Source organism: Escherichia coli DSM 30083 = JCM 1649 = ATCC 11775 (assembly GCF_003697165.2).
GTDB classification, from domain to species: Bacteria; Pseudomonadota; Gammaproteobacteria; order Enterobacterales; family Enterobacteriaceae; genus Escherichia; species Escherichia coli.
The window spans coordinates 3,035,186-3,048,469 of the sequence record NZ_CP033092.2 but is presented as its reverse complement, the minus strand read 5'-3'; the positions used below and the strand labels follow the sequence as shown (position 1 = coordinate 3,048,469).

The following is a 13,284-nucleotide window of genomic DNA, read 5'->3' as shown; positions in this document are numbered from 1 at the left end:
AGTATGGAATCTAATAATGGGGAAGCCAAAATCCAGAAAGTGAAGAACTGGTCTCCCGTGTGGATATTTCCTATCGTCACGGCGCTCATTGGGGCCTGGGTTCTTTTTTATCATTACAGCCATCAGGGACCGGAAGTGACCCTGATCACCGCGAATGCGGAAGGAATTGAAGGTGGCAAAACCACCATTAAAAGCCGTAGCGTTGACGTCGGCGTGGTTGAAAGCGCCACACTGGCTGATGATTTGACGCACGTTGAAATCAAAGCGCGGCTGAATTCCGGTATGGAAAAGTTGCTGCATAAAGATACCGTCTTTTGGGTGGTGAAACCGCAGATTGGTCGAGAAGGGATTAGCGGCCTGGGAACACTGCTGTCTGGGGTTTATATCGAACTGCAGCCAGGCGCGAAAGGCAGCAAAATGGATAAATACGATTTGCTGGACTCGCCACCGTTGGCCCCACCTGATGCGAAAGGTATCCGTGTGCTTCTCGATAGCAAAAAAGCCGGGCAGCTCTCGCCAGGAGATCCGGTGCTGTTCCGTGGCTATCGGGTAGGTTCGGTTGAAACCAGCACTTTCGATACGCAAAAACGCAATATCAGTTATCAACTGTTCATCAATGCACCTTATGACCGACTGGTGACCAGCAATGTTCGTTTCTGGAAAGATAGTGGCATTGCGGTTGATCTGACGTCAGCGGGAATGCGTGTGGAGATGGGCTCATTGACAACGCTGCTTAGTGGCGGTGTCAGCTTTGATGTGCCGGAAGGTCTGGATTTAGGGCAGCCAGTGGCACCGAAAACAGCTTTCGTTTTGTATGATGATCAGAAGAGCATTCAGGATTCGTTGTACACCGATCACATTGATTATCTGATGTTCTTTAAAGATTCGGTACGCGGTCTGCAACCGGGAGCTCCGGTAGAATTCCGGGGTATTCGCCTGGGTACCGTAAGCAAAGTGCCATTCTTTGCGCCGAATATGCGTCAGACATTTAACGATGATTACCGTATTCCGGTACTGATTCGTATCGAGCCAGAGCGGCTGAAAATGCAGCTTGGCGAAAATGCGGATGTTGTTGAGCACCTTGGCGAATTGTTGAAACGTGGTTTACGCGGATCGCTGAAAACCGGAAACCTGGTCACTGGCGCACTGTATGTTGATCTCGATTTCTATCCAAATACGCCTGCAATAACCGGTATTCGTGAATTTAATGGTTATCAGATTATCCCGACCGTCAGCGGCGGCCTGGCGCAAATCCAGCAACGACTGATGGAAGCGTTGGATAAGATCAACAAACTGCCACTGAATCCGATGATTGAACAGGCAACCAGTACGCTTTCTGAAAGTCAGCGCACAATGAAAAACCTGCAAACGACGCTGGATAGCATGAACAAGATCCTTGCCAGCCAGTCGATGCAGCAGTTACCGACGGATATGCAGTCAACGTTGCGTGAATTGAATCGCAGCATGCAGGGCTTCCAGCCTGGTTCCGCAGCCTACAACAAGATGGTGGCGGATATGCAGCGCCTTGATCAGGTGTTGCGAGAACTGCAACCGGTGCTGAAAACGCTCAACGAGAAGAGTAACGCGCTGGTATTTGAAGCGAAGGACAAAAAAGATCCAGAGCCGAAGAGGGCGAAACAATGAAAAAGTGGCTAGTGACGATTGCGGCACTGTGGCTGGCCGGATGCAGCTCCGGCGAAATTAATAAAAACTATTACCAGTTACCTGTGGTGCAGAGCGGTACACAAAGCACCGCCAGCCAGGGTAATCGCCTGTTATGGGTTGAGCAGGTCGCTGTTCCTGACTATCTGGCGGGGAATGGTGTGGTTTATCAAACCAGTGATGTGAAGTATGTGATTGCCAACAACAACCTGTGGGCCAGCCCGTTGGATCAACAGTTGCGCAACACCCTGGTTGCCAACCTGAGTACGCAACTACCCGGCTGGGTGGTTGCCTCCCAGCCTCTGGGAAGCGCCCAGGACACGCTCAATGTTACCGTCACGGAGTTTAACGGTCGCTATGATGGCAAGGTCATTGTCAGTGGTGAGTGGCTGTTGAACCACCAGGGACAACTGATCAAACGTCCGTTCCGTCTGGAAGGAGTGCAAACTCAGGATGGTTACGATGAGATGGTTAAAGTGCTGGCCAGTGTCTGGAGTCAGGAAGCCGCTTCTATTGCGCAAGAGATAAAGCGTCTACCTTAATCATAAAGATTTGTAAATATAACCGTCTCCGGTATGTTGCCTGAGGCGGTTTTTTTGTTTCTAACGTGCGGAAAAAGTTGTTCCTCTTCACATTTTTTGTACAACCGACATGCCCGTGTAGCTCACAAATATGACAGTGGCGTGAATTTTGCGCATTGACGGCAGTTATGATTCGCGGTATTGCTTAACTGTGATTGCATATTTAGTAATCACTGTTTTCTTTTCCACCAGAAACCAGTATGAGGGAAACGAGGCATGAAGAGACAAAAACGAGATCGCCTGGAACGGGCACATCAACGTGGTTATCAGGCCGGCATCGCCGGACGCTCAAAAGAAATGTGTCCCTATCAGACGCTGAATCAAAGGTCACAATGGCTGGGAGGCTGGCGAGAAGCCATGGCGGACAGGGTAGTAATGGCCTGATTCTGTCTCTTTAAAAAGAAACCTCCGCATTGCGGAGGTTTCGCCTTTATATACTCTGTCTGATTAAAATCAGAATGCAGACGTATCCTGGAACAGACCTACTTTCAGGTCGTTGGCGGTATAGATCAAACGACCATCAACCAGCACTTCGCCATCAGCCAGGCCCATAATCAGACGACGGTTAACTATGCGTTTAAAGTGAATACGATAGGTCACTTTTTTCGCCGTCGGCAGCACCTGGCCTGTGAATTTCACTTCACCTACGCCCAGCGCGCGACCTTTACCTTCGCCGCCCAGCCAGCCGAGGTAGAACCCTACCAGCTGCCACATTGCGTCCAGGCCCAGGCATCCCGGCATAACCGGATCGCCGATAAAGTGGCATCCGAAGAACCACAGATCCGGATTGATATCCAGCTCTGCTTCAACATACCCTTTGTCGAAGTTACCACCCGTTTCGGTCATTTTGACCACACGGTCCATCATCAGCATGTTTGGTGCTGGCAATTGCGGGCCTTTAGCGCCAAACAGTTCACCGCGACCAGAGGCAAGAAGGTCTTCTTTTGTATAGGATTCGCGTTTATCTACCATGTTCTCTGTAAGCCTTATTTTATTGAAGCACGCAGGATAGCTAACACGTGTACGCTGAACAAGTCCGATCAGTTCGGAATAAACCAGTTCAGCCAACGTAATGGCCATGGAAAACGGTGACGTCCTTCCTGTTGCGATGCTTGTGCGATACGTTCCTGGATGGTTTGCATCAGCGTCGTTTGGCCTTCGCCATCCCACACCAGATTTAATAATAACGGCAGTGCGTCAGTCACATCGTCTACTGCCCAGATGGTGAATTTGTCTTCTTCTACCGCTTTCACCAGTTCACTGTGAAGACTTAAATGGCGAACGTTAGCTGTGGGGATAATGACACCTTGTTTCCCCGTTAACTCACGTTGCTGGCAAATAGCAAAGAAGCCTTCGATTTTCTCATTTAAACCACCGACTGGCTGGGCGCGACCGAACTGATCGACTGAACCTGTGATAGCGATACTCTGATTCACCGGCACATCGGCGAGGGCGCTTATCAGGGCGCAGAGTTCAGCCATCGAGGCACTATCGCCATCCACTTCACTGTATGACTGCTCAAATGTCAGCGATGCTGAGAAGGGGATCTGTTGCTCAAGCTGTAGTTCCGACATCAGGAACGCTTGCATGATCATCATCCCTTTCGCATGGATATTGCCGCCAAGCTCCGCTTTGCGTTCGATGTCGGTGAATTCACCATCGCCAATATGCACAACGCAGCTAATGCGAGAAGGTTCGCCAAAAGCGCGTGGATGACCCGGAAATTCAATGACCGAAAGGGCGTTAATTTGCCCGATGCGTTCGCCTTCGGTTTCTATCAGGATTTGCTCCTGAAGGATCTCATCCTGCATGCGTTCAGCGAGGAAACCTTCGCGCCATTCACGCTGCTGTAGCATTAAGTTTAGCTGCTCGCCGGAGAAGGTGTCGCCATCACACAGGGAGGCGACCTCTTGACACTGGCGGAGGATCCACTGCGGGCTAAGCGGAAGTGTTTCTTGTTCACCAGTGTAGCGTGCTGCTTCGCGGATAAGTACCGGCCAGGCATCCGCTCCCGGTGCTGGTAAGTGATTATGTCTGGCGGTAAATGTCACCCAGCGACACCACTGGCTTACTGACTCCGCATCGACAATCTGCAGAGTATCTTCAAATTCGCTATAAATAGCCTGCTCTGAAAGCTCTGGCTCCATCTCCTGGAAATCAGCCAATGATTCGCGTTCGCCTACCAGAATGACTTTCAGCTTCAATGGCATCGAAGGCACAGAGACGGGGAGAGGGCGCGACTCATCAAACGCAACCCAGTCAAAACGCTCGCGGTTAACGATATTTTTCAGCCGCATCCACAGCAGAGGTTGCGCCAGCAGTGTACGCAAAGAGATGATGAGAATACCGCCATTTGCCTGATGCACCAGACCAGGCTGCAGGGTAATATCGCCATTAAACTGACGCAGGCAGCCAAAGAGTTGCTCTGCTTCTACCCAGTCGGCAGCGACAACTTGCGTTAAAGTCGCAAAATTATCATCTGCACTCACTGCGTGACGTAAGCGGATGGTGTGGCCGGAAACCTCATAGTGACCGCCCACCAGTTGGCCTGCATCGCTTTGTAGCGTACGCGCGGCATCAGCAATAAGATTCAGATACTCAGACTCTTCCGGGGCCTTCGCCAGCATAAAAGAGGAGGATGCTCGCGTATGCAGCAACTGCTCCAGCGCAAATTGCAGTCGCGGTTGAGTATCACTGAATAAAGGATCGTTTTCGTCAATCAAATGTGGCTGAGCAAATATTTCCTGATAGCTATCGGTATCAGGAACCAGGTCACGCCATGCAAGTTTCGTAATGGTCAAAGTTGATGTTTTTTAGTCTGTTGTCAAAGCCGCGATTATACCGTAACCGGCACTGCAGCACACGTAGAAAGCAACGACAATACTCCTGGCATGGGCGTTAAAGCTCACAGGATGGAGATTCTTTTCTTCACTGGCCTAAAAAGCTGATATTCTGTAAAGAGTTACACGGTAACATTGAGATCGCTATGAAATATCAACAACTTGAAAATCTTGAAAGCGGTTGGAAATGGAAGTATCTGGTGAAGAAGCACCGCGAAGGGGAGTTAATCACCCGTTACATAGAAGCCAGTGCCGCCCAGGAAGCCGTCGATGAGTTGCTCTCGCTGGAAAATGAACCCGTGCTGGTAAATGGTTGGATTGACAAGCATATGAATCCGGAACTGGTCAATCGCATGAAGCAGACCATTCGGGCCAGACGGAAGCGCCATTTTAATGCAGAACACCAGCATACGCGCAAAAAATCGATCGATCTGGAATTTATCGTCTGGCAACGTCTGGCTGGCCTTGCGCAGCGTCGCGGTAAAACGCTTTCTGAAACGATTGTTCAGCTGATTGAAGATGCGGAAAACAAAGAGAAATACGCGAATAAAATGTCTTCTTTGAAGCAGGATCTGCAGGCATTGCTGGGTAAGGAATAACTGTCAAAAGTCAGTTCAATTTACTAAAGGCGAAAAAAAAACCCCGCAGCTGCGGGGTTTTTCTACCAGACGAGAACTTAAGCCTGCGGCTGAGTTACAACGTCTTTGATGCCTTTAACTTCGATCTCTACGCGACGATCCGGAGCCAGGCAATCGATCAGTGCAGCACGCTGTTTCACGTTGTCACAGGTGTTGCCAGTAACCGGGTTGGATTCGCCCATACCACGTGCGGAGATTTTGTCTGCCGGGATACCTTTAGAGATCAGGTAATCAACAACGGACTGAGCACGACGCTCGGACAGAGCCTGGTTATAAGCGTCAGAACCGATGCGGTCAGTGTAACCCAGAACAACTACGGAACCGTCTTTCGGATCCAGGTTGCTCAGCTGGCTGTACAGCTGATCCAGAGCAGCCTGACCTTCCGGTTTCAGGGTTGCTTTGTTGAAGGTGAACAGAACGTCAGACTTCAGAGTGAAGTGCTTGGTCTGTACTTCCGGTGCCGGAGCTGGAGCCGGAGCAACTACTGGAGCTGCTTCGCCCTGACCGAAACGGTAGGAAACACCCAGGCTCAGCATGCCGTTGTCCGGACGAGTGCCGATGGTGTGTGCGTCACCGATGTTGTTGGTCCACTGGTATTCCAGACGGGTAGCGATTTCAGGAGTGATCGCATACTCAACACCGCCAGCGAAGACCGGAGAAACGCCGGTGTCGTGGTTTTTACCATAAACGTTGGATTTAGTGTCTGCACGCCATACCATACCACCCAGACGAGTGTATACGTCCAGATCGTCAGTGATTGGGTAACCCAGTTTAGCGGTCAGCTGAACGCCCTGAGCTTTATATGCACCGTTTTCAACGCTGCCTTTGTATGGCATACGACCTAACCAGTCATAACCCATTTCAAAGCCAACATACGGGTTAACCTGGTAACCACCAAAAGCACCAGCGCCCAGTTGGTTTTCATGGGTCGGACCATTGTTGTTGATGAAACCAGTGTCATGGTACTGGGACCAGCCCAGTTTAGCACCAGTGTACCAGGTGTTATCTTTCGGAGCGGCCTGCGCTACGGTAGCGAAACCAGCCAGTGCCACTGCAATCGCGATAGCTGTCTTTTTCATTTTTTGCGCCTCGTTATCATCCAAAATACGCCATGAATATCTCCAACGAGATAACACGGTTAAATCCTTCACCGGGGATCTGCTCAATATTAACTCTACCGATATCTTCGGCTTATGCCGAGCACCCCTGGCGATGTAAAGTCTACAACGTAGTTGAAAACTTACAAGTGTGAACTCCGTCAGGCATATGAAAAAAAAGTCTTGTATAAGGTACGTTTAATCTTTTTTGTCAGCGACAATTTACAGAAGAAAATCGCGGAAACCGCTTCAGACAAGCCTCCGCAAGGAAAATTAGTCACGACTGAAAGCATTGGCTGGGCGACAAAAAAAGTTCCAGGATTAATCCTAAATTTACTTAATGATACAAATTAGAGTGAATTTTTAGCCCGGAAAGTTGTCTCGTTGCGTGAGAGGATGCGCTTACCGGACGCATAATAAACCCCATAGCGTTACCTTCATTTGCCGCATCAACAAGTTCAGCATGCTCTTCTTCAGTCAAATCATCTGCCAACCAACCGATCACCACGCTGTAATTGCCCGTGCGTAAAGCGCGAACCATTGACTCCACGGTGTGGCAAGGGGAGAGCTGGCTAATCTGCATTACTTTCGTTAAGGGTAGCCCAGATGCCTGAACCCATTCGCGACTCAGTTTTTGTTGCGGTGTTAACCAGAGTTGCCAGCGCGATTGCTGACCGAGTTGCTGTAACAATGGCAACAGTAGAAGTTGCGTCATCATGGGCTGATCTTCGCGATAGACAACTTCACTGATAAGCCCGGCTGTAGTGTTTTCCGTAGAGACACGCGCAATTTTACTTGCTGTGGATGAGAACGACGAATCACGATGTGCATAGCCTGCAGTGTACATAATCAATCCAGCCCCTGTGAGTTACTGTATGGATGTACAGTACATCCAGTGACGACAAAGATCAACTCTATTTTCGGAAAGAGCCTCGCAAATTTTGTCGTTGGTGACGGGAAAACATAAATTAATCTTGCCCCTTAAGAATAAGTTGCCTATTTTCGTAGTTAACGGATCCGTTAATGTGAATCATTCTTTTATTTTATGATTTTAAAAGGAATTTTATGAAAAGCCTCTCCTATAAGCGGATCTATAAATCACAAGAATACCTGGCAACGTTGGGCACAATTGAATACCGATCATTGTTTGGTAGTTACAGCCTGACCGTTGACGACACGGTGTTTGCGATGGTTTCTGATGGTGAGTTGTATCTTCGGGCTTGTGAGCAAAGTGCACCGTACTGTGTAAAACATCCGCCTGTCTGGCTGACATATAAAAAGTGTGGCCGATCCGTTACCCTCAATTACTATCGGGTTGATGAAAGTCTATGGCGAAATCAACTGAAGCTGGTGCGTCTGTCGAAATATTCTCTCGATGCAGCGCTGAAAGAGAAAAGTACGCGCAATATTCGGGAAAGACTGAAAGATTTGCCCAATATGTCTTTTCATCTGGAAGCGATTCTCGGGGAGGTGGGGATTAAGGATGTACGGGCGTTACGTATACTTGGGGCAAAAATGTGTTGGTTGCGACTGCGGCAGCAAAACAGTCTGGTGACAGAAAAGATTCTGTTTATGCTTGAAGGGGCCATTATCGGCATTCATGAAGCTGCGCTCCCGGTGGCACGCCGCCAGGAGCTTGCAGAATGGGCTGACTCTCTTACGCCGAAACAGGAGTTTCCTGCGGAACTTGAGTAATCTGGCGTTGCAGACGACCAATCTCTGGCAGTAATGCAATCAATAACCCAACTTGTTGTACGACCAGAGGTTCTTTGCTGTCTGCCCGTGGTTCAAGTTGCTGCATCCGCTGTTTCAGGCCAGCTAATGCCTGATTGACGCGTTCTTCATCAGCAGGTTGATGATGTAGCGCGTCATCAACATAGCAAACTGCGTCATCAAGAAACGCCAGAATTTCAGGATTAGTTAACTGCTCCCGGTGAGCACCGAGGGCTGAGATATAGCTGGTAAACGTATGGTTAAGGCACAGCAACCGAAACGCGGCTTCGCGAATTTGCGGGGTAACGTTCGGTTCGCTGGACATATTTGATACCACCGACGCCAGTTCAGCATCACGGTTGTGTGCATCGCGGCGGGCAATACGATACGCCAGACGGTTATCACGCCCCTGATGGTATTGTTCCAGTATGGCATCGAGATACCGGCAGTTGGCCTCTGTGGCGCGTTCGAGCATTCGCGGCAGATTGCGAAACTTCCAGTCAGGCCAGATGTAGCTCACTGCCGCCCACGCAATGGCACAACCAATCAGCGTATCGATTACGCGAGGTAACGCCACTTCAAAACCTTCACCCAGCAAGTTGAAACACAGTAGCACCAAAAGTGTGATGAACATCGTTGCATGGGCGTATTGCACGTTACGGAAGGCAAAAAAGAGCACGCCGGTAATAACCAGCAGCACCAACTGCCCTTCCAGTGATGGCACAAACCACAGCACAGGAATACCAATTGCGATACCTACCAGCGTACCAATAATCCTTAACTTCAGGCGGTGGCGCGTGGCGTTATAGTTTGGCTGGCAGACAAACAAACTTGTCAGCAAGATCCAATACCCGTGATGCATTCCGGTTATCTGAATGATGGCGTAGCCGAAGCACAACACCAGCGACATTCTTACCGCATGACGGAAGAGGGCGGATTCCGGCGTGAAGTGACGGCTAAGACGCAGCCAGATATCACTCAATCCGTGCGGGCTGTCATCAGCGAGCTCATTTTCGTCATTATTATGGGGCAGTGCCTGGGCCTGTTCTGATTCAATTGTTGCCAGTTGGGCATCAATGGCACGTAAATTGTTCAGTAAAAATCCCAGTGTTTTGAGTAAATCAGCAGGAGCGCCGTTATCGCGCATCCGCTCCAGCGCAGCATCAATATGCGTAAAAGCGCGCTCAAAATGCGGATCATGTTGATAAGGCTGACGCAGCAAAATACAGCGTGACAGTTGCTGGCACGCCTGGCCCTGCATCGACATCAGCCGCTGAAAACGGAACAGCACGTCGCTGTGGCGAAAATGCTCACGCAATGTTTGATATTGAATATGAGAAGAGCTGGCACGCTCGTGAATATCCTGTGCGACAAAGTAATAATGCAGTGTGCGACGCGTTCCTCGTTGACCACGATCGCCACGTAAGCGGGTCAGCAGCGAGAGTTTCGTCTGATTCAATGTCGCCATCAGCTGACCGTTGGCGAGAGCCAAATCGTACAGCGGTGCCTGGCTTTCATCTTCAATATCAGGATCAAACATGCGCGACTTGAGCTCAAGATAACGCGCCAGTTGTTCATAGCAACGCGCCAGGTTGTCCTGCAGCGGGCGGACCGGGAACAGCAGATGACCAATAAGTGTCAGGACGTTGTACCAGACGGCACCGGCCAGAAGATACATCGGCTGCTGATACCAGTGCTCATACAGTGATGTTCCCAACATAGTGTAAATGGCGATCAGCAATGCACCGAAGGCAATTGTTGCATAGCGTTGACCCAGACCGCCGAGCAAAATGAAGCCGCTGGTAGAGAGCGTTAAGCCAATCGCAAATAGCCAGGGCCAGGGAAACAGCAATTCTACTGAGGCCGAGGCGATAAAAAAGCAGAACAGCGTAATGATGAGGTTACGCAAACGTCCCGCCAGTCGGTCATCGAGATCGGTCAGCGCCGCTGCCACCATCCCAAGCGTCAGCGGAATCGTCAGTTTTACATCACCCAGCCACCACGGAAACGCTGTGGTTCCACAAAGCGCAATAAAAATACGCGCGTAATACAGCCAGGCGCTGTTCCAGGTATAGCGTTTGAGCAAAGGACTTAGCATAAAGGCCATATTAGTGGATTATTGGAAACGACGACGTGCATTGGCTTCGCGCGCAGCTTGCGCTGTTTCTACCGATACCACGCGACGACCGACCGGCCATAGTGCAATAGCGGCAATTTTAAAGTTCGCAATACCGACAGGAATGCCAATGATGGAAATACATTGTGCGATGCCCGTTGCAATGTGCATCAGGCATAACCACCAGCCAAAGAAAATCAGCCAGAAAATATTCAATACCGTACCGCCAGTATTTAGCAGCACATTTTTGCCAGCCGGGTTCAGTTCATCGACATGAATAGCTTCATTGCCATAAGGCACCAGAGACAGTTTGGTGATCTCCCAGCAGGATCGTGTCAGTGGTAAGGTAAAAATCAGCACAATACTGACCAGAGTCGCCAACAGCCAGCCCAGAGTGGTGGCAAATCCGCCAAGCACAAAGTTCAGAATGTTCAAAACGGTACGCATAAAACCTCGCTTTACTGTGGTTTTCAGTAATGGGCGGCAATTGTAACGTTTTTTTGGGCTGGAGCACGTTTTCTCTGACGGTTACACTGATAAGAAATAATTTCGTGTGGATCTACAGAGTCATGGAACTGAAAGCGACAACGCTTGGAAAACGTCTGGCACAGCACCCTTACGATCGGGCGGTGATCCTCAATGCCGGGATTAAAGTCTCCGGCGATCGCCACGAATACCTTATTCCTTTCAATCAATTACTGGCGATTCACTGTAAGCGCGGTCTGGTATGGGGCGAGCTGGAATTTGTACTGCCGGACGAAAAAGTGGTGCGTCTGCACGGCACCGAATGGGGCGAGACGCAGCGTTTTTACCATCATCTTGATGCTCACTGGCGGCGGTGGAGTGGCGAGATGAGCGAAATTGCGTCTGGCGTTTTACGTCAGCAACTGGATTTGATTGCCACGCGCACCGGAGAAAATAAATGGCTGACGCGTGAGCAAACCTCTGGCGTGCAGCAACAAATCCGCCAGGCTTTGTCGGCGTTACCATTGCCGGTTAACCGACTGGAAGAATTCGATAACTGCCGTGAGGTGTGGCGTAAATGTCAGGCCTGGTTGAAGGACATTGAAGGCGCTCGGTTGCAGCATAATCAGGCGTATACCGAAGCCATGCTTACCGAGTATGCGGATTTTTTCCGCCAGGTCGAGTCTTCACCGCTGAATCCGGCGCAGGCCCGGGCAGTCGTTAATGGCGAGCATTCTCTGTTAGTGCTGGCAGGTGCAGGAAGCGGAAAAACGTCGGTGCTGGTGGCCCGTGCTGGCTGGTTACTGGCGCGTGGTGAAGCGTCCCCTGAGCAAATTTTATTGCTGGCGTTTGGTCGCAAAGCCGCTGAAGAGATGCACGAGCGTATTCGAGAACGACTACATACCGAAGACATTACCGCACGCACGTTTCATGCGCTGGCGCTGCATATTATTCAGCAGGGCAGCAAAAAAGTTCCGATAGTCAGCAAACTGGAAAATGATACCGCTGCCCGTCATGAACTTTTTATTGCTGAGTGGCGCAAGCAATGCAGCGAAAAGAAAGCGCAGGCGAAGGGCTGGCGGCAATGGCTGACGGAAGAAATGCAGTGGTCAGTGCCAGAAGGTAATTTCTGGGATGATGAAAAATTACAGCGTCGTCTTGCCTCTCGCCTCGATCGCTGGGTAAGTCTGATGCGGATGCACGGTGGTGCACAGGCAGAAATGATTGCCAGTGCACCCGAAGAGATTCGCGATCTGTTCAGTAAACGTATCAAGTTGATGGCCCCGTTATTAAAAGCCTGGAAAGGTGCGCTGAAGGCAGAAAACGCTGTCGATTTTTCGGGCCTTATTCACCAGGCGATTGTGATTCTGGAGAAAGGTCGCTTTATCAGCCCGTGGAAGCATATTCTGGTTGATGAATTTCAGGATATCTCGCCGCAGCGTGCAGCGTTGTTAGCGGCATTACGCAAGCAAAATAGTCAAACGACGTTGTTCGCTGTTGGTGATGACTGGCAGGCGATTTACCGATTCAGCGGTGCGCAAATGTCGCTTACCACGGCTTTCCATGAAAACTTTGGTGAAGGTGATCGCTGTGATTTAGACACGACCTACCGTTTTAACAGTCGTATCGGTGAGGTGGCAAACAGGTTTATTCAGCAGAACCCAGGCCAGCTTAAAAAGCCGCTAAACAGCTTAACCAATGGAGACAAAAAAGCCGTCACGTTATTGGATGAGGGTCAACTTGACGCTTTGCTGGATAAACTCTCTGGTTATGCCAAACCGGAAGAGCGCATTCTGATCCTGGCGCGTTACCATCACATGAGGCCTGCCAGCCTGGAAAAAGCAGCAACACGCTGGCCGAAGTTGCAAATCGACTTTATGACCATTCATGCCAGCAAAGGGCAACAGGCGGATTACGTCATCATCGTTGGCTTGCAGGAGGGGAGTGATGGTTTTCCGGCTGCGGCGCGGGAGTCGATTATGGAAGAGGCGCTACTGCCACCGGTTGAGGATTTCCCGGACGCTGAAGAACGGCGGTTAATGTACGTGGCGCTGACCCGGGCACGTCATCGGGTATGGGCACTGTTTAACAAAGAGAATCCCTCTCCCTTTGTGGATATACTGAAAAATCTGGATGTGCCGGTGGCGAGAAAACCGTAAGAAACAGGTGGCG

At 50.2% G+C, this 13,284-nt stretch carries 12 protein-coding genes; 6 read left to right on the top strand and 6 right to left on the bottom strand.

Features of this window, described 5'->3' with window-relative positions; translation table 11 throughout:
• Positions 1-3 precede the first annotated feature (3 nt).
• The 3 genes from pqiB to rmf all read left to right on the top strand — a co-directional run bounded on the left by pqiB (position 4) and on the right by rmf (position 2,627).
• The gene (gene pqiB / locus EAS44_RS16140; protein ID WP_000445547.1) at positions 4-1,644 is read left to right on the top strand and encodes an intermembrane transport protein PqiB; all 1,641 of its coding nucleotides are present in this window, start codon (positions 4-6) and stop codon (positions 1,642-1,644) included.
• Positions 1,641-2,204, top strand: coding sequence for a membrane integrity-associated transporter subunit PqiC (gene pqiC / locus EAS44_RS16135; protein ID WP_000759110.1), 564 nt, complete (start codon positions 1,641-1,643; stop codon positions 2,202-2,204). The genes pqiB and pqiC overlap by 4 nt, the downstream gene beginning before the upstream one ends.
• 255 nt (positions 2,205-2,459) lie before the next feature.
• The gene (gene rmf, locus EAS44_RS16130) at positions 2,460-2,627 is read left to right on the top strand and encodes a ribosome modulation factor (RefSeq protein WP_000828648.1); all 168 of its coding nucleotides are present in this window, start codon (positions 2,460-2,462) and stop codon (positions 2,625-2,627) included.
• A gap of 69 nt (positions 2,628-2,696) precedes the next feature.
• Here the strand turns inward: rmf and fabA are convergent, their stop codons facing one another.
• Positions 2,697-3,215 (bottom strand): bifunctional 3-hydroxydecanoyl-ACP dehydratase/trans-2-decenoyl-ACP isomerase, encoded by a 519-nt coding sequence (gene fabA / locus EAS44_RS16125; protein WP_000227926.1) that lies wholly within the window; start codon positions 3,213-3,215, stop codon positions 2,697-2,699.
• A gap of 68 nt (positions 3,216-3,283) precedes the next feature.
• The gene (gene ycbZ, locus EAS44_RS16120; protein ID WP_000156501.1) at positions 3,284-5,044 is read right to left on the bottom strand and encodes an AAA family ATPase; all 1,761 of its coding nucleotides are present in this window, start codon (positions 5,042-5,044) and stop codon (positions 3,284-3,286) included.
• A 185-nt stretch (positions 5,045-5,229) separates the two neighbouring features.
• Here ycbZ and matP point away from each other — a divergent pair, with 185 nt between their 5' ends.
• On the top strand, positions 5,230-5,682 hold the full coding sequence (matP, locus tag EAS44_RS16115; protein WP_000877153.1) for a macrodomain Ter protein MatP: 453 nt from the start codon (positions 5,230-5,232) through the stop codon (positions 5,680-5,682).
• Positions 5,683-5,759: 77 nt separating this feature from the next.
• Here the strand turns inward: matP and ompA are convergent, their stop codons facing one another.
• Entirely contained in the window at positions 5,760-6,800 is a 1,041-nt protein-coding gene (ompA, locus tag EAS44_RS16110) for a porin OmpA (RefSeq protein ID WP_001350588.1), read from the bottom strand.
• Between the two features lie 355 nt (positions 6,801-7,155).
• The gene (sulA, locus tag EAS44_RS16105; protein WP_000287750.1) at positions 7,156-7,665 is read right to left on the bottom strand and encodes an SOS-induced cell division inhibitor SulA; all 510 of its coding nucleotides are present in this window, start codon (positions 7,663-7,665) and stop codon (positions 7,156-7,158) included.
• 218 nt (positions 7,666-7,883) lie between these two features.
• On the opposite strand from sulA, the gene sxy reads away from it, so the two are divergent.
• The gene (sxy, locus tag EAS44_RS16100) at positions 7,884-8,513 is read left to right on the top strand and encodes a CRP-S regulon transcriptional coactivator Sxy (protein WP_000839136.1); all 630 of its coding nucleotides are present in this window, start codon (positions 7,884-7,886) and stop codon (positions 8,511-8,513) included.
• Here the strand turns inward: sxy and yccS are convergent.
• A complete protein-coding gene (gene yccS / locus EAS44_RS16095; RefSeq protein ID WP_000875041.1) occupies positions 8,476-10,638 on the bottom strand; it encodes a YccS family putative transporter in 2,163 nt (720 codons plus the stop codon). The genes sxy and yccS overlap by 38 nt on opposite strands.
• Before the next feature lie 9 nt (positions 10,639-10,647).
• Positions 10,648-11,094: a YccF domain-containing protein gene (yccF, locus tag EAS44_RS16090; protein ID WP_001261236.1), complete on the bottom strand. Its 447-nt coding sequence runs from the start codon at positions 11,092-11,094 to the stop codon at positions 10,648-10,650.
• Between the two features lie 122 nt (positions 11,095-11,216).
• Here yccF and helD point away from each other — a divergent pair, with 122 nt between their 5' ends.
• Positions 11,217-13,271 (top strand): DNA helicase IV, encoded by a 2,055-nt coding sequence (gene helD, locus EAS44_RS16085; RefSeq protein WP_001350178.1) that lies wholly within the window; start codon positions 11,217-11,219, stop codon positions 13,269-13,271.
• Positions 13,272-13,284: the final 13 nt, after the last annotated feature.

What these genes read in the sequence shown, in the direction of transcription:
- pqiB (WP_000445547.1), top strand. Translation starts at nt 4, where the DNA reads ATGGAATCTAATAATGGGGAAGCCAAAATCCAGAAAGTGAAGAACTGG.
- pqiC (WP_000759110.1), top strand. Translation starts at nt 1,641, where the DNA reads ATGAAAAAGTGGCTAGTGACGATTGCGGCACTGTGGCTGGCCGGATGC.
- rmf (WP_000828648.1), top strand. Translation starts at nt 2,460, where the DNA reads ATGAAGAGACAAAAACGAGATCGCCTGGAACGGGCACATCAACGTGGT.
- fabA (WP_000227926.1), bottom strand. Translation starts at nt 3,215, where the DNA reads ATGGTAGATAAACGCGAATCCTATACAAAAGAAGACCTTCTTGCCTCT.
- matP (WP_000877153.1), top strand. Translation starts at nt 5,230, where the DNA reads ATGAAATATCAACAACTTGAAAATCTTGAAAGCGGTTGGAAATGGAAG.
- ompA (WP_001350588.1), bottom strand. Translation starts at nt 6,800, where the DNA reads ATGAAAAAGACAGCTATCGCGATTGCAGTGGCACTGGCTGGTTTCGCT.
- sulA (WP_000287750.1), bottom strand. Translation starts at nt 7,665, where the DNA reads ATGTACACTGCAGGCTATGCACATCGTGATTCGTCGTTCTCATCCACA.
- sxy (WP_000839136.1), top strand. Translation starts at nt 7,884, where the DNA reads ATGAAAAGCCTCTCCTATAAGCGGATCTATAAATCACAAGAATACCTG.
- yccS (WP_000875041.1), bottom strand. Translation starts at nt 10,638, where the DNA reads ATGGCCTTTATGCTAAGTCCTTTGCTCAAACGCTATACCTGGAACAGC.
- yccF (WP_001261236.1), bottom strand. Translation starts at nt 11,094, where the DNA reads ATGCGTACCGTTTTGAACATTCTGAACTTTGTGCTTGGCGGATTTGCC.
- helD (WP_001350178.1), top strand. Translation starts at nt 11,217, where the DNA reads ATGGAACTGAAAGCGACAACGCTTGGAAAACGTCTGGCACAGCACCCT.